The following is a 20,200-nucleotide window of genomic DNA, read 5'->3' as shown; positions in this document are numbered from 1 at the left end:
CCCCTTGCGGGAGAGGGCATGTACGTCGCTGACCAAGAACTCGTTCGGGTGAGGGGTCTGTCTCCGCGGAGAGAACCCCTCATCCGGCGCGCTCAGGAGCGCAATTGCGCTCCAAAGCGCGCCACCTTCTCCCACAAGGGGAGAAGGAAGAAAGCACCTACCGCGGCGCCATGCGGATGGCGCCGTCGAGACGGATGGTCTCGCCGTTGAGCATGGCGTTCTCGACGATGTGCACGGCGAGCGCGCCGTATTCCTTGGCATCGCCGAGGCGTGAGGGATGCGGCACCTGGGCGCCCAGGCTCTTGCGGGCCTCCTCGTTCAGGCCCATCAGCAGCGGCGTGAAGAACAGGCCGGGCGCGATGGTGTTGACGCGGATCTTCTGGCTGGCGAGGTCGCGCGCGGCCGGCAGGGTCAGGCCGACGACGCCGCCTTTCGACGCCGAATAGGCGATCTGGCCAATCTGGCCTTCGTAAGCCGCCACCGACGCCGTGTTGATGATGACGCCGCGCTCTTCACCGACCGGCTCGATGGTGACGAGGCGCTCGGCGAACAGACGCAGGCAGTTGAAGGTGCCGATCAGATTGACGTTGATGATGCGCGCGAACTTCTCCAGCGGATAGACGCCGTCGCGGCCGACGATGCGTTGCGAGCCGCCGATGCCGGCGCAGTTCATCAGCACGCGCGCGACACCATGTGCGGCTTCCGCCTTCGCAATCGCAGCCTTGATCTGCTCCTCGCTGGTGACGTCGGCATGAAGCGCGACGCCCTTCACTTCGGCGGCGACCTTCTCGGCGTTTTCCTTGTTCTGGTCGATGACGCCGATCTTGGCGCCCTTGGCCGCCATGGCGCGGGCGGTCGCTTCGCCGAGACCCGAGCCACCACCGGTGATGAGAACGGCTACGTCTTTCAATTCCATCGCTTGTACCTTTCCTTGGGCGTTTCTTCTCTGGACTTGAGAGTGATGGCCGGATTATCCGGCCGCGGCAGCTTCCCCGGCTTGCGTGAGGATGCCGCCGCAGATCAGCGTTTCCATGTGCTTGATGTATTGGCGGCAGACGTCATCGGTGACCGGACCGACGCCGGTCGCGCGAGACATCGCGTGCCGGCCGAAGAACAGATGATCGCAGGCGCCGATCAGGCTGGTGTAGAACAGCACCGGATCGGTGGCGCGGAACTCGCCGCGGCTGACGCCCTCGGCGAGCAGGCGGCGATGAAAGTCGAGCAATGGCGCGACAAAGAACTTCGAGACTTCGTCGGCGGAGCCCGCAACACTCTCGTGCAGGAGATAGTGGATCAGCCGGTTCATGTAGGGGAACCGGTGATAGGCGCGGATGATGCCGGCGATGTGCAGCTTCAGCTTCGCCGTCGAGGTGATCGGCTGCGCCAGCAGATATTCGAGATTGGACATCTCCGTCGCGGCATCGCGCGCGAGCAGCGCCAGCAGCAGGCCGTCCTTGTTGCCGAAATGATATTTGACCAGCGCGGCGTTGGCGCCGGACTTCTGGGCGATGTCGGACAGCGAGATCTCGATGGAGGAGCGTTCGATCATCAGCTCGCTGGCGGCCACGAGCAATTTCTCTGCCGTGGAATTCTTTCCGCTGGGGAGCCTGTTCGGTACGCTGGTAGTCACGGAGATCCCTGTTCTCGCCGCATGAACGGGCCGCAGATAAGCCGAAGCAGCGCCTCATCACAAGAGTTAATTGATCGATTGACTAAACGATAGCTCGCCCCTTAAATCCGCCCCCGACAACCCAACCCTATCAAGAACAATCATGGGAGAGACCGAAATGGCCGAGGCTTATATCGTCGCCGCTGCGCGTACCGCGGGCGGGCGCAAGGGGGGCCGCCTCGCCGGCTGGCATCCGGCCGATCTCGCGGCCAAAGTACTGGACGAGCTGGTCGATCGCGCCAAGGTCGATCCGGCGCTGGTCGAGGACGTGATCATGGGCTGCGTAATGCAGGTCGGCGAGCAGTCCAACAACGTCGCGCGCAACGCGATCATGGCCTCGAAGCTGCCGGAGAGCGTGCCGGGCACCTCGATCGACCGCCAGTGCGGCTCTTCGCAGCAGGCGCTGCACTTCGCGGCGCAGGCCGTGATGTCCGGCACCATGGACGTGGTGATCGCGGCCGGCGTGGAATCGATGACGCGCGTGCCGATGGGCCTGTCCTCGCAGCTCGCCGCCAAGAACGGTTTTGGTCACTACAAGAGCCCGGGCATCGAGGCGAGATATCCGAACATCGTGTTCAGCCAGTTCACCGGCGCCGAGATGATGGCCGAGAAGTACGGCCTGTCGAAGGATGATCTCGACGAATACTCCTTCAACAGCCATCAGCGCGCGATCGCGGCAACGCAAGCCGGTCACTTCAAGAAGGAGATCGTGCCGCTCGAGATCACCCGCGCGGACGGCAGCAAGGACACCCATCACATCGACGAAGGCATTCGCTTCGATGCCACGCTCGAAGGCATCAAGGGCGTCAAGCTGATCGCCGAGAACGGCAAGCTCACCGCCGCCAGCGCCAGCCAGATCTGCGACGGCGCCTCCGGCGTCATGGTCGTCAACGAGCGCGGCCTCAAGCAGCTCGGCGTCAAGCCGCTGGCGCGCATCCACCACTTGACCATGACCGGCGGCGATCCCGTCATCATGCTCGACGCGCCCCTGCACGCCACCAAGAAGGCGTTGGAAAAGGCCGGCATGAAGGTCGACGACATCGACCTGTTCGAGGTCAACGAGGCCTTCGCCTCGGTGCCGACCGGCTGGCTGAAGACCACCGGCGCCGATCCGGCGCGCCTGAACGTCAATGGCGGCGCGATCGCGCTCGGCCATCCGCTCGGCGGCTCCGGCACCAAGCTGATGACGACGCTGGTCCACGCCCTGCATCAGCGCGGCAAGCGCTACGGCCTGCAGACCATGTGCGAAGGCGGCGGCATGGCCAACGTGACGATCGTTGAACGACTGTAAGAAGAAAAGCGAAGAACGCATGGCGAGTGATGAGTGGTGATGGGGAGCGGCTTCCGCCCCCATCGCCATTCACCGCTCGCCTCTTTTTTTGAGGAAATGCCATGACCCATCCGTCCGTCTACGCCAAGACCACGCCCGACAAGATCGCCTACCAGATGGCCGGGACCGGCAAGGCGATCACCTATCGCGAGCTCGACCAGCTCTCGAACCAGGGCGCGAACCTGTTCCGCTCGCTCGGCCTGAAAGCCGGCGACCACATCGCACTGCTGATGGAAAACCGCCTCGCCTTCATGGAGATCTGCTGGGCGGCACAGCGCAGCGGGCTCTATTACACCGCGATCAGCCGCTATCTGAAACAGGACGAGATCGACTACATCATCGGCGATTGCGGCGCCAAGGTCGTCATCACCACGCCGAAATGCGCCGACCAGATCAAGGCCCTGATCAAGGGCAAACCCGGCGAGCCGATCTTCTACATGGTCGACGAGCCCCTGCCCGGCTTCCGCTCCTATGACAAGGAAGCGGTCGCGCAACCGACCACGCCGATTGCCGACGAGGTCGCCGGCTACGACATGCTGTATTCGTCGGGGACCACCGGCCGTCCCAAGGGCATCAAGAAGGCGTTCGAGGGCAACGCCATCGACGTGCCCAATGCCTTCCTGCGCGTGCTCTGCGCCGACATGTGCGGCATGAATGCCGACAGCACCTACCTCTCGCCGGCGCCGCTCTATCACGCGGCCCCGTTGCGCTTCAACATGATGGCGATCGTGCTCGGCGGCAGCTCCATCATCATGGAGCATTTCGACGCCGAGGACTTCTTGAAACTCGTCGAGAAGTACAAGGTCACGCAATCGCAGCTCGTGCCGACCATGTTCGTGCGCATGCTGAAGCTACCGGACGAGGTCCGCGCCAAGTACAACGTCTCGACGTTGAAGGGTGCGATCCACGCCGCCGCGCCCTGCCCGGTCGACGTCAAGGCCAAGATGATCGAGTGGTGGGGCCCGATCCTGATCGAGTATTACGCGGGCTCGGAAGGCAACGGCGTCACCGTCTGCAACTCACAGCAATGGCTGGAGCATCGCGGCAGCGTCGGCCGCGCCGTGGTGGGCAAGATCAAGATTCTGGACGAGAACGACGAGGAGCAGCCGCTAGGCGAGATCGGCACGGTCTATTTCGCCGACGCGCCCGCCTTCACCTATCACAACGACCCCGAGAAGACGAAGAAAGCCTACAACGCCAAGGGATGGTCGACGCTCGGCGATGTCGGCTATCTCGACAAGGACGGCTTTCTGTTCCTCACCGACCGCAAGTCCTACATGATCATTTCCGGCGGGGTGAACATCTACCCGCAGGAGACCGAGGACGTGCTCATCACCCACCCCGAAATCGCCGACGTCGCCGTGTTCGGCGTGCCGAACGAGGAGATGGGCGAAGAGGTCAAGGCGGTGGTGCAGCCGCACGACATGACGCGCGCCGGCAAGGAGCTGGAGGCCGATCTCATCGCCTACTGCAAGACACGTCTGTCAGCGATCAAGTGCCCGCGCTCGATCGATTTCGAAGCCGAGCTGCCGCGCACGCCGACGGGGAAGCTGGTGAAGCGGCATCTGCGCGACAAGTACTGGCCGAAGACGGCGGCGAAGATTTAACGGAGGTCTCGTGTCCCGGACGCGGTGCAGCGCGGAGCGGTGCGCCGCAGAGCCGGGACCCATCTCGCCGAGATACTGGGCCCCGGCTCAGCAGTGCAGCACTCCGTGCCGCACTGCATCCGGGGCACGATCAACACTATCTCAATCAAACAAGCTCGGCGTGTGGTTCACCAGCGCGCCCTCGATCTCCAGCATCTTCAGTTTCGTCACCACGCCGCCATTCGCCGAGAAGCCGCCGGGCTTGTTGCCGGCCGCGAGCACGCGGTGGCACGGCACGACGATCGGGCACGGATTGCGGCCGAGTGCTTGGCCGACATCGCGCGAGAGCTGGACACCGCCGAGCTGCTTGGCGATGTCGCCATAGGTGATGGTCTTGCCCGGCGGAATGGCACGGGCGATCTCGTAGACGCCGCGGTTGAACTCGGGCACGCCGTCGAGATCGAGCGGGATGTCGGTGAGGTCATCCGGCTCGCCCGCAAGCAGCTTCACGATACGGTCGATCGCCTGCTGCACCTCCGCGGTCGGCTCGGCTTCGGTCGCCTCGGCATGGCGCTGGCTGATGCGGGTACGGATCTTCTGCTCGCCGCCCATCGGGAGCTGCGTGCCGTTGATGCCGCGGGGGCCCCAGGCGATGGCGCAGAGGCCGATCCTGGTATCGAACAGGGCAAAATGCTGGTCGGTCATGGCTTGGTTCCTGAGCTTGCGTCCTTCTCGCATGCCCCCATTGTGATCTCGGCTTACATGTAGGCTTGGAAATAGTTGCGATCCACCCGGTTTCCGGGAATCTTGCACAGGAGTTCCGCCCCCTTTCCACGAGCCCAGAATGCAAAGCCTCCACGTCAACGGATACGACATGCCCTATCTCGACGTAGGCGAAGACAGGAGCCGCCCGCCGCTGGTCTGCGTGCATGGCTCGCTCTCCGACTTCCGCGTCTGGGGCTGCGTGCTCGGGCCGCTGACGCAGCGGCACCGGATGATCGTCGTCAGCCTGCGGCACTTCTTCCCGGCCCAATGGGACGGCGTCGGCGACACCTATTCGATCGCCCAGCATGTCAGCGACGTCATCGCCTTCATCGAAAAGCTCGACCTCGGTCCGGTCGACCTGATGGGCCATTCCCGCGGCGGGCACATCAGCTTCCGCGTAGCGCAGCAGCGACCGGATCTGCTGCGGCGACTGGTGCTGGCCGAGCCCGGCGGCGAGCTCGATGCAAGCCTTGATCCCGAATACGCCGGCGGCCCCTCGCCGCTGCTGGCACGGTTCACGGCCTCGGCCGAGAAGATCGCGGCCGGCGATGTCGACGGCGGCCTCGCCGTGTTCGTCGACACGCTGGAGGGCGCCGGCACCTGGCCGCGGCTACCGGCGATGGTGAAGCAGAATTTGCGCGATAACGCCTACACACTAATTGGCCAGGTCCGCGACAACCGCCCGCCGTTCTCGAAGGAGGATGCGGAATCGATCAGGATGCCGACCCTGTTCATCCTGGGCGCGCGGACCAAGGGCCTGCTGCCGAAGGTGCTGCATGCGCTCGCCGCACATGTGCCCTATTCCAAGACGGCGATCATCCCGAACGCGACGCATCCGATGTTCGAGCAGGCGCCGCAAAAATACTCCGAAATGGTCCTGGATTTTCTGGCGAGCTGATCATGCAGAGCTTTCACGTCAATGGTTACGACATGGCCTATCTCGAAGTCGGCGAGGGCCATCCGCTGGTCTGCGTGCACGGCACGCTCGGGGATTTCCGCACCTGGTATTCGGTGCTGGGCCCGCTGTCGAAGAAGCATCGCGTGATCTCGGTCAGCCTGCGGCATTTCTTCCCCGAGCACTGGGATGCCGTCGGCGACGACTACAAGATGGCGCAGCATGTCGCGGACACGATCGCCTTCATCGAGCAGGTGCAGCCCGGCCCGGTCGATCTGATGGGCCATTCCCGCGGCGGGCATATCGCCTTCCGCGTCGCGCAGGCGCGGCCTGATCTGTTGCGAAAGCTTGTGCTGGCGGAGCCCGGCGGCGATCTCGATCCCAGCCTGCCGCTGCCCGAAGGCACGCCGGCACATCCGCCGCTCGCCGCGAAGACAGTGCGCTCGGTCGAGATGATTCGCGCCGGCGACACCGAGGGCGCGCTGCAGAATTTCTACGAGGGCATCGAAGGCGACGGTTCGTGGCGGCGCGTGCCGGCGGCCGCAAAACAGCAGCTGCGCGACAACACGCTCACCTTCCTCGGCCAGATCAACGAGCAGCGCCGGCCCTACACGCTTGCGGACGCGCAGGCGATCAGAACGCCGACGCTGCTGATCGGCGGCGGCGCCACCACCGGCAGCCTGTCGGTGATGTGGCGCGTGCTGGCCGAGCACATCGCAGGCGCGCAGACGGCGGTGATCCCCAACGCCGGCCACTGGATGTTCGAGCAGGCGCCGCTGGAGTACGGCGACGTCGTGAGCCGGTTTTTGGCGGAGTAGGTGCTCTCTTCGCCTCGCCCCGCAAGCGGGGCGAGGGAGTGCACGGCCGGCGCCTACCTCACTCACACCTTCCAAACACCGACCGGCATCTTGATGGTCGCGTTCAGCCGGTTCCAGACGTTGATCGTCGCAATCGAGAGGATCAGGGTTGCGAGCTCGCGCTCGTCAAAATGCTTGGCGGCCTCGTTCCAGATCGCATCCGGCACGGGGTCCTCGCGATCGGCAACGCGCGTCACGGCTTCAGTCAGCGCCAGCGCGGCACGCTCGGCATCGGTGAAATAGGGCGCCTCGCGCCAAGCGGACACGGCGAACAGGCGCTCGTCGGTCTCACCGAGCTTGCGGGCGATCTTCGGATGCATGTCGACGCAGACGCTGCAGCCATTGATCTGGCTGGCGCGCAGGTGCACCAGTTCGAGGAGCTTTTCCGGCAGGCCCTGCTTGGTCACATTGCCGAGGGCTTGAAGGTGGTTCATGGCCTCGGGCAGGACCATGACGGGGTGGTTCATGCGGGCGTGCATCATCTTGCGTCTCCGTTTGCGATTTTCGAAGGTTCCGGTCACATCGGCCGGATTGGCTTCGTCATGGGCATGACGGATCGCGACCAGGGAATGTGACCGATGACTGACGAAAATTTTCTGACCCGGCAGTTCGAGGCCAACCGGGACCATCTGCGTGCGGTCGCCTACCGGATGCTGGGTGCGAGCAGCGAGGTCGACGATGCCGTGCAGGAGGCCTGGCTGCGGCTGAGCCGTAGCGATACGTCCGATGTCGCCAACTTGCGGGGCTGGCTGACGACCATGGTCGCGCGCATCTGCCTCGACATGCTGCGCGCCCGGAAATCGCGCAAGGAAGATCCGATGGGCCCGCACGTGCCGGAGCCGGTCGACGAGACGCGGGAGCGTGAGGCCGAGATGGCCGATTCCGTCGGTGCGGCGCTGCTGGTCGTGCTCGAGACATTGCAGCCGGCGGAGCGGCTGGCCTTCGTGCTGCACGACATGTTCGCGGTCCCGTTCGAGGAGATCGCACCGATCGTCGGCCGCTCGGTCGATGCCTCGCGGCAGCTGGCGAGCCGCGCGCGGCGGCGCGTGCAGGGCGCGCCGGTGCCCGAGGCGGATTTGTCGCGCCAGCGCGCGATCGTCGATGCCTTCCTCAAGGCGTCCCGCGAGGGCAATTTCGAAGGCCTTCTCGCCGTGCTCGATCCCGACGTCGTCTTCCGCGCCGACGACGCCGCTGTGCGGCTCGGCACGCTGCCGGAAATCCGCGGCGCGGATGCGGTCGCGCAGCTCTACAAGGGCCGCGCACAGGCCGCGCGGACGGCGCTGGTCGATGGCGAGATCGGCGTCGCCGTCATTCTCGGCGGCCATCTGCGCATCGCGCTACGTGTCAGCTTCAACGGCGACCGCATCGCAGGGATCGAGGCACTGGCCGATGCGGAGCGGATCGCGGCGCTGGATGTGGAGGTGCTGGAGAGATGAGCCGAGCGTGGCGTCCGGACGATCCGGATGCTACGCTGTCGTCCAATCGCGCACGGTACCGGTGCTCAAGACGCGAAAGGATGCCTCATGAAGACCCGCCTCATTCCCCTCCTCGCTCTGTCCCTGCTCGGCCTCGTCGCTAGCAGCACCAATGCGCTCGCGGCAGCCGACGAAAAGCTGAAGGCCGCAGCCGAGCAGGAGAAAGCGCCGCTGATCGAGACGCTGCGCGACATGGTGATGATCGAGAGCGGCAGCAGCGATGCCGAGGGCCTGAAGAAGATGGCCGACTTCACCGAAGCCCGCCTGAAGGCGCTGGGCGCCAGCACGGAACGGCGCAAGACCACCGCGGGCATCGGCGCCGACATGGTGATCGCCACGTTCCAGGGATCGGGCACGCGCAAGCTGATGCTGATCGCGCATATGGACACGGTCTATCAGCGCGGCATTCTCGGCAGCGAGCCGTACCGCGTCGACGGCAACCGCATCTACGGCCCCGGCATCGCCGACGACAAGGGCGGCATCGCCGTGGTGCTGCATGCGCTCAAGATTTTGAAGGAGGCCGGCTGGCAGGACTATGCCAGGCTCACCGTGTCGTTCAATCCGGACGAGGAGGTCGGCTCGATCGGATCCGGCGAGATCATCGCGGAGCTCGCCGACCAGCACGACGTCGTGCTCTCCTGCGAGCCGACGGTGGCCGCGCCGGTGGCGAAGAATGACGGGCTGCTGCTGGGCGCGAGCGGCACCGCGACCGCGAAGATGGAAGTGAAGGGCCGCGCCTCGCATGCGGGCGCCGCGCCCGATCTCGGCCGCAACGCGCTGATCGAGCTGGCGCATCAATTGCTGCAGACGAAAGACGTCGCCAAGTCCATTCCAGGCACGCAGCTCAACTGGACCACGGCGCAGGCCGGCACGGTGCGCAACCAGATCCCGGAGAAGGCCGAGGCCGGCGCCGACATCCGCCTCACCATTCCCGACGGCGTCGCCAAATTGCAGGCGGCGCTCGACGAGAAGCTGAAGACGAAACTTGTGCCCGACACCGAGACCACGGTGACGATCATCGCGGGACGCCCGCCCTTCGTCGCCAGCGATCGCGGCCGCGCGCTGGCGCAGCAGGGACAGGCGATCTATGCCGAGATCGACCGCAAGCTCGACATCGCAGAGATGACAGGCGGCGCCACCGACGCCGGCTACGCCAATCGCAGCGGCAAGGCGGTGGTGGTCGAGAGCTTTGGCCTTGCCGGCTTCGGCTATCACGCCCGCGACGAGTTCATCGACACCAACTCGGTCGTGCCGCGGCTCTATCTGATGAGCCGGATGCTGATCGAGCAGGGCAAGAAGAAGTAGGCCGGCTTCCCGGCCGGGCCATTAGTGCGAAAACAACCCCATGCACAGTAGACGGGGTTAGTAATATCAATGACTTAGCGAAGCGCCAAAAGAGGGCCTGAGCGGGCCTCGACAGCCCCGCCTTGACGCCCCCTCCCTCTCGGAGTACCTTCGAATACGGAATTCTGTATTCCCTTTCGTTATCCGGAGTTGCTGGCGTGATCCCTCTCGACCCGCTCCCGAGCCTGATCGACCAGGTCTATTCGCGGATCCTGGAGGCGATCTCCGACCGCACACTGCAGCCCGGCCAGCGCATCCGGCAGAACGAGCTCGCCGACAAGCTCGGCGTCTCGCGCCAGCCGGTGTCGCATGCGCTGCATCTCTTGCACCGTCAGGGCCTCGTCGCCGAGAGCGGCAAGCGCGGCTTCGAAGTCACCCAGCTCGACCCCTCGCGCATCCGCCAGCTCTACGAGGTGCGCGGCGCCATCGACGCGCTGGCCGCACGGCTTGCCGCGATGCGCGCGGCGAATGACGCCGCGGGACGCGCGCGGCTGGACGCCGCACTCGCCGCCGGACGCGGCATCGACCGCAACACATCACTGTCCGAGCTGATCACGCTCGACGTCGATTTTCACCGCGCGATCTATCAGCTCGCCGGCAATCCCGTGATCGAGGAAACCATTGCGCCGCAATGGCCGCATATGCGCCGCTCGATGGCGACGGTGCTGTCGGAGCTGGATTATCGCGGCAGCGCCTGGGCGGAGCATGTGACGATTGCCGGACACATTCTCGCAGGCGACGCGAAAGCGGCCGAGCGCGCCGCGCTGGCGCATGCGCAGACGGCGGGACGCATGACCGAGGAGAGATTGAGGGCGACGGATGAGGCGGCGGCGTAGCCATTTGCGCCGTCATTCCGGACGCGCGACAGCGCGATCCGGAATCTCGAGGTTCTCAGGTGCGCAAGCGCACCGTAGTTCGATGCTTCGCATCGCCCCGGAACGACAACAACAAACAAAACCAAGGAGGACGACCCATGAAACTGTCTCAGAAGCAATTGGAGTTCTTCCACCGCGAGGGCTGGTTGTTCCTGCCCGAGCTGTTCAGCCAGGAGGAGGTCGATTTCCTCGCGCGCGAAGCGGTCAGCATTTATGACGCCAACCGTCCCGAGGTCTGGCGCGAGAAGAGCGGCGCGCCGCGCACGGCGTTTGCCGCGCATCTCTACAACGACGCCTTTCGCGTGCTCGGCGCGCATCCGCGCATGATCGATCCGGTCGAGCAGCTCTTCGGCGAGCCCGTCTACATGCACCAGTTCAAAATCAACGCGAAATCGGCCTTCACCGGCGACGTCTGGCAGTGGCACCAGGATTACGGCACCTGGAAGCGCGATGACGGCATGCCGGAGCCGCGCGCGATGAACATCGCGATCTTCCTCGACGAGGTGATGCCGATCAACGGCCCCCTGATGCTGGTGCCGCGCAGCCAGAATGCCGGCGATCTCGAGGCCTCGCATGACCTCGCCACCACGTCCTATCCGCTGTGGACGCTGGACGAGGACACCGTGACGCGCCTCGTCAAGCAGGGCGGCATCGTCGCGCCGACCGGCAAGCCCGGCGGCATGCTGATGTTCCACGGCAATCTCGTGCACGGCTCGGCCGGCAACATCACGCCCTACCCGCGCAAGATCGTGTACCTGACGCTGAACGCGGTCTCGAACTACATCCGCACGCCGACCCGGCCGGAATACATCGCGCATCGCGATTTTGCGCCGATTAAGACGGTGGACGATGATGCCTTGGTACGGCTCGCAAGGGCACCGCGGCAAGCGGCAGAGTAAACAGGTCTCGCGCCCCGGACGCAGCGCAGCACGCCAGTGATGCGCTGCTGAGCCGGGGCCCATACCACACGGATAGTTTCTCTCTGGGTCCCGGCTCTGCGGAGCAGCGTTTCACGATGCACCGCGTCCGGGACACGATCATTGCCAGGACATTTCCCATGAACCTCTTCCGCATCCTCCAGGCCCGCGCATCCGGCGGCATGCCTGTCCGTGTCGCGCTGATCGGCGCCGGTAAATTCGGCTCGATGTTTCTGGCGCAGGTGCCGCACACGCCGGGGCTGGAAGTGCCCATCATCGTCGACATCGATCGCGAGCGCGCGCGCGAGGCGTGCCGCACCGTGGGCTGGAGCGCCGAGCGGATCGCCGCAACCGTCTTCACCGATGACGGCGCGCGCGCCATCGCCGGCGGTGCGATGGACGTGGTGGTGGAGGCGACCGGCAATCCCGCCGTCGGCATCCGCCACGCCCGCGCGGCAATCGCCGCGGGCAAGCACATCGTGATGGTCAATGTCGAAGCGGACGTGCTGGCGGGGCCGTTGCTTGCCGAGGAAGCGCGCAAGGCGGGCGTGGTTTATTCGCTCGCTTATGGCGACCAGCCGGCGCTGACGGCCGAGATGGTCGACTGGGCGCGCGCCACCGGCTTTCGCGTCGTCGCCGCCGGCAAGGGCACGAAATATCTGCCGGCCTATCACGACGTGACGCCTGACGGCGTCTGGCAGCATTACGGCCTGACCGCGGGCGAAGCGCAGTCGGCCGGCATGAATCCGCAGATGTTCAATTCCTTCCTCGACGGCACCAAATCGGCGATCGAGATGGCCGCGATCGCGAATGCCTGCGGGCTCGACGTGCCCACGGGCGGCCTGCTGTTTCCGCCCTGCGGCGTTGACGATCTCCCGCACATCATGCGTCCGAGCGAGAAGGGCGGCGTGCTGGAGCGGTCCGGCGTGGTCGAAGTGGTCTCCTCGCTCGAACGCGACGGAAGGCCGGTATTCCGCGATTTGCGCTGGGGCGTCTATGTCGTGCTGGAGGCGCCGAACGACTATGCCGCGGACTGCTTCAAGCAATACGGCCTGAAGACCGATGCGAGCGGGCGTTTTGCCGCGATGTACAAGCCCAATCATCTGATCGGGCTCGAGCTGAACATCTCGGTGCTCTCGGCCGCGCTGCGGGGTGAGCCGACCGGGCAGCCCTACGGCTTCCGCGGCGATGTCGCCTCGGTGGCAAAACGCAATTTGCGCGCCGGCGAGATGCTGGACGGCGAAGGCGGCTACACGGTGTGGGGCAAGCTGGTGCCGGCGGCCGCGAGCCTGAAGGCGGGCGCGCTGCCGATCGGCCTGGCGCACCGCGTCAAGTTGAAGCACGACGTCGCCCATGGCGAGATCGTGCGCTGGAGCGATGTCGAGTTCGACGCCAACAACGAGACGATCAAGACAAGGAAGGCGATGGAAGCGGCGTTCGCGAAGGAAGGGTAAGCGACGGACTACCCAGCTATTAACATCAAACGGGTTGGACCCGTCGACGCGCCGCATAGATATCGATCGCAACCTCCATCCCGTCTCTTTTCAATCGTTTGATTCCAGCCGCACAAGCCTCTTTGAAAGTTTTACTCTTCTCGCAGATACTTGTCGCCTCTACCCGGCTCCTCCGACACAAACATAAGGACCTCGCCGGATTGCTTAGCGAGTTGCAACCTAGCACCAGCGGAAGCTAACGGCGCCGATCCGGTCGGGACCGAGCCTTCGGCCGAAAACTCAACCATGCCATGTTTGGACTTAGAAATCAGTACGGTCAGACTCTCTACTTTTACTATCTCAGTGATGGCGCACCAATCTTGATGCCATGCGCGATCACCGTCCTTATTCTTAGTTTTGAACAAATCTAAGATCACTTCAGACAAGCTAACTTTGTCTTGAATCCATTGAACGACTGGAGCACGCGCTTGAAACACAAACGCACCGGCGGACTTAAACTCCATCAGAGCCGCTGCCTTGGCTTTCGGAATACTGGACCCCTGCAACGTCTCGCCTTTTGCCTTAAGCTGCACCGATACACTATCGCCGGACGTGACGGAAAGATCAGCTGCGCGCTTCCCTGCTTTCGTCTCAAAGTTGATCCCCAATTTGCTGAGGCTTGTGAGCGGCTGGAACTGACCGTCCTTCAAGACTCCCACATCTCCCAGAGCGTGCGGCGCATTCGGAGGCCAAGCTGGATAGAAATCCAACTCTCTATGAACGCCCTCAACGTAGGTTTGTAGGGGATTACTCACAGGCACCTCCAATGCAATTATGGTTTAGTGAACTTTTCTGCCAGCACTTTGTAATCAAAGATTCTGCTTATCTTATGCTCGGGCATGAGCAGCCGCCCTGTCGGAGAAGCCAGGCCACCTAGCTATTCCATCCGTGCCGCACGCCCGGTCCGAGCGCCGATGATGTTTTCAATTTTGGGTTGGGTCAAGCGAGAATGGTTGCGGCCGCCCCTGTCATCCCGCAAAGACAGCTCGTCCACCTTGCTCTACGGCAGCAACCGGTCCTCCTTCGCCCGCAAAAACCACTTCCGGAACATGTCTTCGGTGTCCATCATCTCCGTAAAGCCGGCGCGGTTGATCTTCACGGTCGAGACGATGGAGGGCGGGCCGGATTCGGTGTGGCCGTAGCGCATACTGTAGTCGGCGTACTGGAATGAGAGGCCGACGAAGTCGGCGAGGCCGGGCGATACCAGATTGTACCTGGCCCGCAGCTTGTCCCAGGCGCCGATCCAGTTTGGATATTCCTTCGCCAGCGACAGCGGCGCGGGCTTGCCGGGCTTCATCTCCAGCGCGTCCGCCACTGCGGGCCAGATATTTTCCCAGGTAAAGACGTCGCCATTGGTGACGTTGAAGGCTTCGTTCTGGGCGGCCTTGGCTTCGCCCGACCAGGCGATCGCACGGGCGAGGAGATCGACGTCGACGGCCTGCGCGACGCGCGCGGCGCCGCCGGGGAAGTCGAGTGGCCGGCCCTGCTCGCGCAGCATCGCGGCGTAGACGCCGAGCGGCGGGATCAGATCCATCGCGCCGCCCATGGCGAGGCCGACGATCAGCACGGGACGTAAGATGCTCCAGTGCCAGGTCTTGCCGGCCTGCAGCTCGCGCAGGAAGTTTTCCTGCGCCCAGTAGAAATTGGGCTGCTCGTACATTTCGGAGCGGCCTTCGCGCGCCGGAACGGTCAGCGGTCGAACGTGGACGCCGTAAGCCTTGGTGCCCTGCAACAGGGCGACGTGCTTCAGATCCGGCGAGACCTGTTCGAGCGCGCCCATCAGATTGCGCAGCATCAGATCATTGGTCCTGATCTGCTGCGGATCGCGCCAGCCGTCGACGAGTTGCGGCGCCTCGTAGAGCGCGGCGTAGATCAGGTGCGTCGCGCCCTTGAGCTCGGCCGCCGCGCGGCGGCAATCGGCTTCGCTGGTGAGGTCTACGGGGACGTGCCTGCTGCCATAGAGATCGCGCGGCTTGCGCCGTGACAGCGCCACAACCTCGCAGGATGTGCCGAAGTGTCGCAACGCGGCGTTGCCGACGAGGCCGGTCGCTCCGACGACTACCACCTTCTTGCTCGTCATGCGCGAGCCTCCCTTCCCGCTATTGCCTATTTGCGTAGCAGATCGCAAGGGATTCCGACTTGCGTCTGGCCGGCATTCGCAATTGCGAGCAGGCATGAGGCTTGATTATCGCGAGGCGACCGGTCATCCTTGCTGACGGAACCGCAATGATCGGAATTCCAACAACAAGAGCCCATCAGGGCCATTCGGAAACGCTGACAATCTCAAACAAAACAACGTCGAGCCTCGGCGAAGAATAAACGACACCAAGATCGTTCCCTTGAGTCGAAGCATCGGCACTACGGAGGGTACGCATGAAACGTCGTGATTTCCTGAAGGCGACAGGCGTCGGCCTGGCCGCGAGCACAGCCGTGGCTGCGCCCGCGATCGCGCAAGGCTCGCCCGAGGTCAGGTGGCGCTACGCCACGAGCTGGCCGAAGTCGCTCGATACGCTCTATGGCGGCTGCGAATATTTCACCAAGAAAGTCGCCGAGATCACCGACAACAAATTCCAGATCCAGCCGTTCGCGGCGGGCGAAATCGTCCCGGGTCTGCAGGTGCTCGATGCCGTGTCGAACGGCACCGTCGAGATCGGCAATACCGCGCTGTATTATTATTGGGGCAAGAACCCCGCCTTCACCTTCGCCACCGCGCTTCCGTTCGGATTGAACACGCGCCAGCAGATCTCATGGCTGCTGTGGGGCGGCGGGCAGGAGCTCGTGAACGACCTGCTGAAGGAGCACAATTGCTACGGCATTCCGACCGGCTCCACCGGCGCCCAGATGGGCGGCTGGTTCCGGAAGGAGATCAAGACGCTGGACGACATCAAGGGCCTGAAATTCCGCATCGGCGGATTTGCCGGCACGATCTTGGCCAGGCTCGGCGCAGTACCGCAGCAGATCGCCGGCGGCGACATCTACCCGGCGCTCGAAAAGGGTACGATCGACGCAGCCGAATGGGTCGGCCCGTACGACGACGAGAAGCTCGGCTTCGTCAAGGTCGCGAAGTACTACTACTATCCGGGCTGGTGGGAAGGCACGAGCCAGGGCCACAACATCGTCAACCTCGACAAATGGAATGCGCTGCCGAAGCACTACCAGGCCGCGGTCGATGCCGCCTCGCGCGATACGTTTACCTGGATCACCGGCAAGTACGACGCATTGAACGCGCCGGCGCTGAAGCGGCTCCTGGTGTCGGGCGCGGTCCTGAAGGCGTTCCCGCAGGACGTTCTCGAAGCCTGCTACGCCGCCGCCAACGAGACCTATGCCGAACTGTCCAAGTCCAATCCACATTTCGGCAAGATGTATGCGAGCCTGTCCGCCTATCGCGCCGAGGCGCTGCCGTGGTTCCAAGTCGCGGAGCTGAGCTTCGACAGCTTCATGATGCGGATGCGGACGAAGACGTGAGGCGTTGAAGGGCCGCACGACTCAAGAATGAGAAGCCCCGGAGATGGCAGCATCTCCGGGGCTTTTTGCGTTGAACACAACTATCGCAGGGTGGGCAAAGCGCAAGCGTGCCCACGATTTCTGGCTTCGCGAAACAGATCGTGGGCACGGCGCTGTCGCGCCTTTGCCCATCCTACGGGGACTGCGATTGTCGTTGACGGTGTCATCGCCCGCGAAAGCGGGCGATCCAGTATTCCAGAGACCTGCGTTGGAGAGCGCGCTTTCACCACGTCCGCCGCGGTGTACTGGATGCCCCGGTCGAGCCGGGGCATGACGGCGGTGGGTGTGGCTTAGGCCTCGCAACTGCGAGCGTCGCAACGACGCTTGATTATCGCAAAGCTAACAGTCATCCTCAGCGCCGGAGCCGCAACGTACGGAATCCACAAGAGCCCTGCAGGGCCATCAGACACACTCACATCATCACAACACAACGTCGGTTATCGGCGAAGCCAAGACGACACGAAGATCGTTCCCTTAGGTCGAGCAATCGGCACATTGGAGGGATACGCATGAAACGTCGTGAATTCCTGAAGGTGACGGGCGCTGGCCTTGCGGCAAGCACCGCAGTCGCTGCGCCGGCCATTGCGCAAGGCTCGCCGGAGGTGCGATGGCGGCTCGCCGCGAGCTGGCCGAAAGCGCTCGATACGCTCTATGGCGGCTGCGAATATTTCTGCAAGCGCGTGGCGGAAGCCACCGACAACAAATTCCAGATCCAACCATTCGCGTCCGGCGAGATCGTCCCGGGCCTGCAGGTGCTCGACGCGGTCTCGAACGGCACCGTCGAGATGGGCAACACGGCGCTGTACTATTACTGGGGCAAGAACCCCGCCTTCACCTTCGGGACGTCGCTGCCGTTCGGCCTGAACACGCGCGCGCATATTTCCTGGCTGCTGTTCGGCGGCGGCACGGAGATGCTCAACGACCTCCTCAAGGAATACAACACCGTCGGCATTCCCACCGGCTCGACCGGCGCCCAGATGGGCGGCTGGTTCCGGAAGGAGATCAAGTCGATGGAGGATTTCAGGGGACTGAAATTCCGCGTCGGCGGTTTTGCCGGCACGATCATCGCCAAGGTCGGCGGCGTGCCGCAGCAGATCGCGGGCGGCGACATCTATCCGGCGCTGGAGAAGGGCACGATCGACGCGGCCGAATGGGTCGGCCCCTATGACGACGAGAAGCTCGGCTTCGTGAAGGTGGCCAAGTATTACTACTATCCAGGCTGGTGGGAAGGCACCGGCCAGGGCCACAACATCATGAATCTCGACAAGTGGAACGCGCTGCCGAAGCACTATCAGGCGGTGATCGAGATGGCCTCGCGGGACACCTTCACCTGGGTCACCGGCAAGTACGACTACGTCAACCCGCCGGCACTGAAGCGCCTGCTGGTCGCCGGCGCGATCCTCAAACCGTTCCCGCAGGAAGTGCTCGAAGCCTGCTACAACGCCGCGGGCGAGATCTATGCGGACCTCAACAAGACCAACCCGCATTTCAACAAGATGTACACCAGCCTGTCGGCGTTCCGGAACGAGTCGCTGGCGTGGATGCAGGTGGCGGAGCTCAGCTACGACAGCTTCATGATGCGGATGCGGACGAGGACGTGAGAGCGGGGCGCTCTGTGGTCCGGCCACACCAAAGGTGTCATCGCCCGGCTTGACCGGGCGATCCAGTATCCCAGAGGCCGGCGTTACAGGGCTCGCTCCCGCCACATCCGCCGCGGCGTACTGGATGCCCCGGTCAAGCCGGGGCATGACAGCGGACGGTGTGGCGGGCGACGAGCAGAAGCAGAGACGATGAAAGCGCCGACCAGAAACGACGAAAGCCCCGGAGATGTCTCCGGGGCTTTTTGGTTTGAAAGGCTGGTCCGTTTCGTGCCCCGGACGCAGCGCAGCGTCACTTGACGGTGCGCTGCTGAGCCGGGGCCCATATCGCGATGGATAGCGCAGCCTCTGGGTCCCGGCTCTGCGCCGCAACGCTTACGCATTGCAGCGCGTCCGGGACACGAGAGCTACATCCTCAGTTCTGATCATCCCCCAGTGCGGCGACGAGCTTGTCGTAGTACTTGCCGACGAGATCGATGTTGCCCTTGTTCTCGACCTGCGGGGCCGGGGTCTTCAGGGCTTCGTTGAGCTCGTCGAGGGCTTCCTTCTTGTCCTTGGCGGGCATCTTCTTGTCGGCCTGGATCTGCGCGATCTGCGCCTTGATCACGGCTTCGGTGCCGACATATTTCTTGGTCGCGGGATCGAAGCCGCCGAGCACCAGGCTGACGTTGTCGACGACGTTGTTGTAGTCGTCATAGCTGGTGAAGCCGTGCTTCTTGGCGACGGCGTCGAGCTGGCCCATCACCTTCTGGTCGGGCGCGGTGTTCTCCGGCAATTTTTCCGTGATCGCATCCATGTCCTTCTGCGCGGCGAGCACGCCGTCGAGCTGCTTGTCGGTCAGCGCGATCTGCTTGAGCGTCGGGGTCTGCGCGGGCGCGGCCTGCGGCGCCGGCGCTGCCTGCTTGGCTTGCGCAAACGCGGCGCCGGAGGAGCCGAGCGATGCTGCGGACACGAGGCACGCGACGCCGAACGCGGCGAGGGCGGGACGAAGCAATGCTGGCATGAGAGTCTCCTCCTGAGGGGGATGGTTGATTTTGGCGCTGGAAAACTAGGAACCGGCAAATGAACCAAGCATGAACTCGACGCGGGATTGCTAGCGCGAGATCATGGCTGAATGATCACAAGTCGGTGGGAGCAAGGTGGCAGTCCCGCTCGTCCAATAGGGTTCGATCTTCTGATATCCTGTCTGCCGATCGCATCACGAAACCGGAGAGACCATGTTTCGCTTCAAGTGCAGCTGCTGCGATGAGTGGCATGAGGGGATGCCAGGCTACTCCGCCGATGCGCCGCTTTATTTCTACTCAATTCCGGCCGAGGACCGTGACCGCCGCTGTGCATTGGACGCTGACACCTGCATCGTCGATGACCAATATTATTTTGCGCGCGGCTGTCTGGAGATTCCGGTCCATGGCGCGACCGAGCCATTCATTTGGGGAGTCTGGGTATCGCTGAGCCAGAGCAGCTTCGCGACCTTCAAAGCCAGCCTGGATCTGGCGACGCGCGCGCATCTTGGATCGTTTTTCGGCTGGCTCTCCGCCGAACTGCCGCTCTATCCGAGCACCGAGAACCTCAAGACCCGGCTTCATCTGCGAGACGGAATCCGTCCCAGCATCGAGCTCGAGCCGACCGATCATCCGCTTGCCGTCGAACAGCGAAACGGGATGTCGGTCGATCGGGTTGCGGAGATCTACGCTTACTGCGCGCACGGCCAAGGCAGCGCCTAGCGTAGTCTTTTGGCGCTCGTGCCACGTGCCCAAACGAAAGCGCCGCCTCCGTTTCCGGAGGCGGCGTTTTGGATTCGAACATCGAAAGAGGATGATTTCTTGTCCTTTGCAGGCCTGGCAGCGACCTACTCTCCCAGGGCTTAAGCCATAGTACCATTGGCGCTGAAG

The 20,200-nt window shown here is 63.8% G+C and carries 19 protein-coding genes; 12 read left to right on the top strand and 7 right to left on the bottom strand.

The genetic code is table 11. The features are described from left to right. Positions 1–157: 157 nt before the first annotated feature. Entirely contained in the window at positions 158–916 is a 759-nt protein-coding gene (locus tag VGR99_RS09710) for an SDR family NAD(P)-dependent oxidoreductase (RefSeq protein WP_128954145.1), read from the bottom strand. Positions 917–970: 54 nt separating this feature from the next. Next, on the bottom strand, positions 971–1,573 hold the full coding sequence (locus VGR99_RS09705) for a TetR family transcriptional regulator (RefSeq protein WP_326898126.1): 603 nt from the start codon (positions 1,571–1,573) through the stop codon (positions 971–973). Between the two features lie 214 nt (positions 1,574–1,787). Here VGR99_RS09705 and VGR99_RS09700 point away from each other — a divergent pair, with 214 nt between their 5' ends. Both VGR99_RS09700 and VGR99_RS09695 read left to right on the top strand, forming a co-directional pair. Beyond that, a complete protein-coding gene (locus VGR99_RS09700; protein ID WP_326898120.1) occupies positions 1,788–2,960 on the top strand; it encodes an acetyl-CoA C-acetyltransferase in 1,173 nt (390 codons plus the stop codon). A 101-nt stretch (positions 2,961–3,061) separates the two neighbouring features. Beyond that, positions 3,062–4,606 (top strand): acyl-CoA synthetase, encoded by a 1,545-nt coding sequence (locus VGR99_RS09695; RefSeq protein WP_326898119.1) that lies wholly within the window; start codon positions 3,062–3,064, stop codon positions 4,604–4,606. Positions 4,607–4,747: 141 nt separating this feature from the next. Here the strand turns inward: VGR99_RS09695 and VGR99_RS09690 are convergent, their stop codons facing one another. Then, positions 4,748–5,290, bottom strand: coding sequence for a methylated-DNA--[protein]-cysteine S-methyltransferase (locus VGR99_RS09690; RefSeq protein ID WP_326898118.1), 543 nt, complete (start codon positions 5,288–5,290; stop codon positions 4,748–4,750). 139 nt (positions 5,291–5,429) lie between these two features. Here VGR99_RS09690 and VGR99_RS09685 point away from each other — a divergent pair, with 139 nt between their 5' ends. Both VGR99_RS09685 and VGR99_RS09680 read left to right on the top strand, forming a co-directional pair. Then, positions 5,430–6,248 carry an alpha/beta hydrolase gene (locus VGR99_RS09685; protein WP_326898117.1) on the top strand — a complete coding sequence of 273 codons (819 nt, stop codon included), beginning with the start codon at positions 5,430–5,432 and terminating at the stop codon, positions 6,246–6,248. A gap of 2 nt (positions 6,249–6,250) precedes the next feature. Next, entirely contained in the window at positions 6,251–7,063 is an 813-nt protein-coding gene (locus VGR99_RS09680) for an alpha/beta hydrolase (RefSeq protein WP_326898116.1), read from the top strand. A gap of 62 nt (positions 7,064–7,125) precedes the next feature. Here the strand turns inward: VGR99_RS09680 and VGR99_RS09675 are convergent, their stop codons facing one another. Further along, a complete protein-coding gene (locus VGR99_RS09675) occupies positions 7,126–7,581 on the bottom strand; it encodes a carboxymuconolactone decarboxylase family protein (RefSeq protein ID WP_212290019.1) in 456 nt (151 codons plus the stop codon). 99 nt (positions 7,582–7,680) lie between these two features. Here VGR99_RS09675 and VGR99_RS09670 point away from each other — a divergent pair, with 99 nt between their 5' ends. The 5 genes from VGR99_RS09670 to VGR99_RS09650 all read left to right on the top strand — a co-directional run bounded on the left by VGR99_RS09670 (position 7,681) and on the right by VGR99_RS09650 (position 13,167). After that, on the top strand, positions 7,681–8,538 hold the full coding sequence (locus tag VGR99_RS09670; protein WP_326898115.1) for a sigma-70 family RNA polymerase sigma factor: 858 nt from the start codon (positions 7,681–7,683) through the stop codon (positions 8,536–8,538). Between the two features lie 87 nt (positions 8,539–8,625). Beyond that, positions 8,626–9,882, top strand: coding sequence for a M20/M25/M40 family metallo-hydrolase (locus tag VGR99_RS09665; RefSeq protein ID WP_326898114.1), 1,257 nt, complete (start codon positions 8,626–8,628; stop codon positions 9,880–9,882). A gap of 197 nt (positions 9,883–10,079) precedes the next feature. Further along, a complete protein-coding gene (locus VGR99_RS09660) occupies positions 10,080–10,757 on the top strand; it encodes a GntR family transcriptional regulator (RefSeq protein WP_326898113.1) in 678 nt (225 codons plus the stop codon). A 137-nt stretch (positions 10,758–10,894) separates the two neighbouring features. Beyond that, positions 10,895–11,695, top strand: a complete 801-nt coding sequence (locus VGR99_RS09655) for a phytanoyl-CoA dioxygenase family protein (RefSeq protein WP_326898112.1) — start codon at positions 10,895–10,897, stop codon at positions 11,693–11,695. A 158-nt stretch (positions 11,696–11,853) separates the two neighbouring features. Next, the gene (locus VGR99_RS09650) at positions 11,854–13,167 is read left to right on the top strand and encodes an NAD(P)H-dependent oxidoreductase (protein ID WP_326898111.1); all 1,314 of its coding nucleotides are present in this window, start codon (positions 11,854–11,856) and stop codon (positions 13,165–13,167) included. 131 nt (positions 13,168–13,298) lie between these two features. On the opposite strand, the gene VGR99_RS09645 is transcribed toward VGR99_RS09650, so the two are convergent. Together VGR99_RS09645 and VGR99_RS09640 are read right to left on the bottom strand one after the other, a co-directional pair. Further along, entirely contained in the window at positions 13,299–13,856 is a 558-nt protein-coding gene (locus VGR99_RS09645) for a hypothetical protein (RefSeq protein ID WP_326898110.1), read from the bottom strand. Between the two features lie 350 nt (positions 13,857–14,206). Next, a complete protein-coding gene (locus VGR99_RS09640) occupies positions 14,207–15,286 on the bottom strand; it encodes an SDR family oxidoreductase (protein ID WP_326898109.1) in 1,080 nt (359 codons plus the stop codon). 293 nt (positions 15,287–15,579) lie between these two features. Between VGR99_RS09640 and VGR99_RS09635 the strand changes: the two genes are divergently transcribed. Together VGR99_RS09635 and VGR99_RS09630 are read left to right on the top strand one after the other, a co-directional pair. Continuing rightward, positions 15,580–16,671, top strand: coding sequence for a TRAP transporter substrate-binding protein DctP (locus VGR99_RS09635; RefSeq protein ID WP_326898108.1), 1,092 nt, complete (start codon positions 15,580–15,582; stop codon positions 16,669–16,671). Between the two features lie 548 nt (positions 16,672–17,219). Beyond that, positions 17,220–18,311: a TRAP transporter substrate-binding protein gene (locus VGR99_RS09630; RefSeq protein WP_326898107.1), complete on the top strand. Its 1,092-nt coding sequence runs from the start codon at positions 17,220–17,222 to the stop codon at positions 18,309–18,311. A gap of 412 nt (positions 18,312–18,723) precedes the next feature. Here VGR99_RS09630 and VGR99_RS09625 read toward each other — a convergent pair whose 3' ends face one another. Then, on the bottom strand, positions 18,724–19,311 hold the full coding sequence (locus VGR99_RS09625; protein WP_326898106.1) for a hypothetical protein: 588 nt from the start codon (positions 19,309–19,311) through the stop codon (positions 18,724–18,726). A 214-nt stretch (positions 19,312–19,525) separates the two neighbouring features. Here VGR99_RS09625 and VGR99_RS09620 point away from each other — a divergent pair, with 214 nt between their 5' ends. After that, positions 19,526–20,032 (top strand): DUF2199 domain-containing protein, encoded by a 507-nt coding sequence (locus tag VGR99_RS09620; protein ID WP_326898105.1) that lies wholly within the window; start codon positions 19,526–19,528, stop codon positions 20,030–20,032. Positions 20,033–20,200: the final 168 nt, after the last annotated feature.

The sequence above is a fragment of the Bradyrhizobium sp. genome, from assembly GCF_035935975.1.
GTDB lineage: Bacteria > Pseudomonadota > Alphaproteobacteria > Rhizobiales > Xanthobacteraceae > Bradyrhizobium.
This window is presented reverse-complemented; position numbering and strand designations above follow the sequence as displayed.

Bases quoted from the DNA above. Each gene is read 5' to 3' on its own strand.
- VGR99_RS09710 (WP_128954145.1), bottom strand. From the start codon at position 916: ATGGAATTGAAAGACGTAGCCGTTCTCATCACCGGTGGTGGCTCGGGT.
- VGR99_RS09700 (WP_326898120.1), top strand. From the start codon at position 1,788: ATGGCCGAGGCTTATATCGTCGCCGCTGCGCGTACCGCGGGCGGGCGC.
- VGR99_RS09695 (WP_326898119.1), top strand. From the start codon at position 3,062: ATGACCCATCCGTCCGTCTACGCCAAGACCACGCCCGACAAGATCGCC.
- VGR99_RS09690 (WP_326898118.1), bottom strand. From the start codon at position 5,290: ATGACCGACCAGCATTTTGCCCTGTTCGATACCAGGATCGGCCTCTGC.
- VGR99_RS09685 (WP_326898117.1), top strand. From the start codon at position 5,430: ATGCAAAGCCTCCACGTCAACGGATACGACATGCCCTATCTCGACGTA.
- VGR99_RS09680 (WP_326898116.1), top strand. From the start codon at position 6,251: ATGCAGAGCTTTCACGTCAATGGTTACGACATGGCCTATCTCGAAGTC.
- VGR99_RS09675 (WP_212290019.1), bottom strand. From the start codon at position 7,581: ATGCACGCCCGCATGAACCACCCCGTCATGGTCCTGCCCGAGGCCATG.
- VGR99_RS09670 (WP_326898115.1), top strand. From the start codon at position 7,681: ATGACTGACGAAAATTTTCTGACCCGGCAGTTCGAGGCCAACCGGGAC.
- VGR99_RS09665 (WP_326898114.1), top strand. From the start codon at position 8,626: ATGAAGACCCGCCTCATTCCCCTCCTCGCTCTGTCCCTGCTCGGCCTC.
- VGR99_RS09655 (WP_326898112.1), top strand. From the start codon at position 10,895: ATGAAACTGTCTCAGAAGCAATTGGAGTTCTTCCACCGCGAGGGCTGG.
- VGR99_RS09650 (WP_326898111.1), top strand. From the start codon at position 11,854: ATGAACCTCTTCCGCATCCTCCAGGCCCGCGCATCCGGCGGCATGCCT.
- VGR99_RS09640 (WP_326898109.1), bottom strand. From the start codon at position 15,286: ATGACGAGCAAGAAGGTGGTAGTCGTCGGAGCGACCGGCCTCGTCGGC.
- VGR99_RS09635 (WP_326898108.1), top strand. From the start codon at position 15,580: ATGAAACGTCGTGATTTCCTGAAGGCGACAGGCGTCGGCCTGGCCGCG.
- VGR99_RS09630 (WP_326898107.1), top strand. From the start codon at position 17,220: ATGAAACGTCGTGAATTCCTGAAGGTGACGGGCGCTGGCCTTGCGGCA.
- VGR99_RS09625 (WP_326898106.1), bottom strand. From the start codon at position 19,311: ATGCCAGCATTGCTTCGTCCCGCCCTCGCCGCGTTCGGCGTCGCGTGC.
- VGR99_RS09620 (WP_326898105.1), top strand. From the start codon at position 19,526: ATGTTTCGCTTCAAGTGCAGCTGCTGCGATGAGTGGCATGAGGGGATG.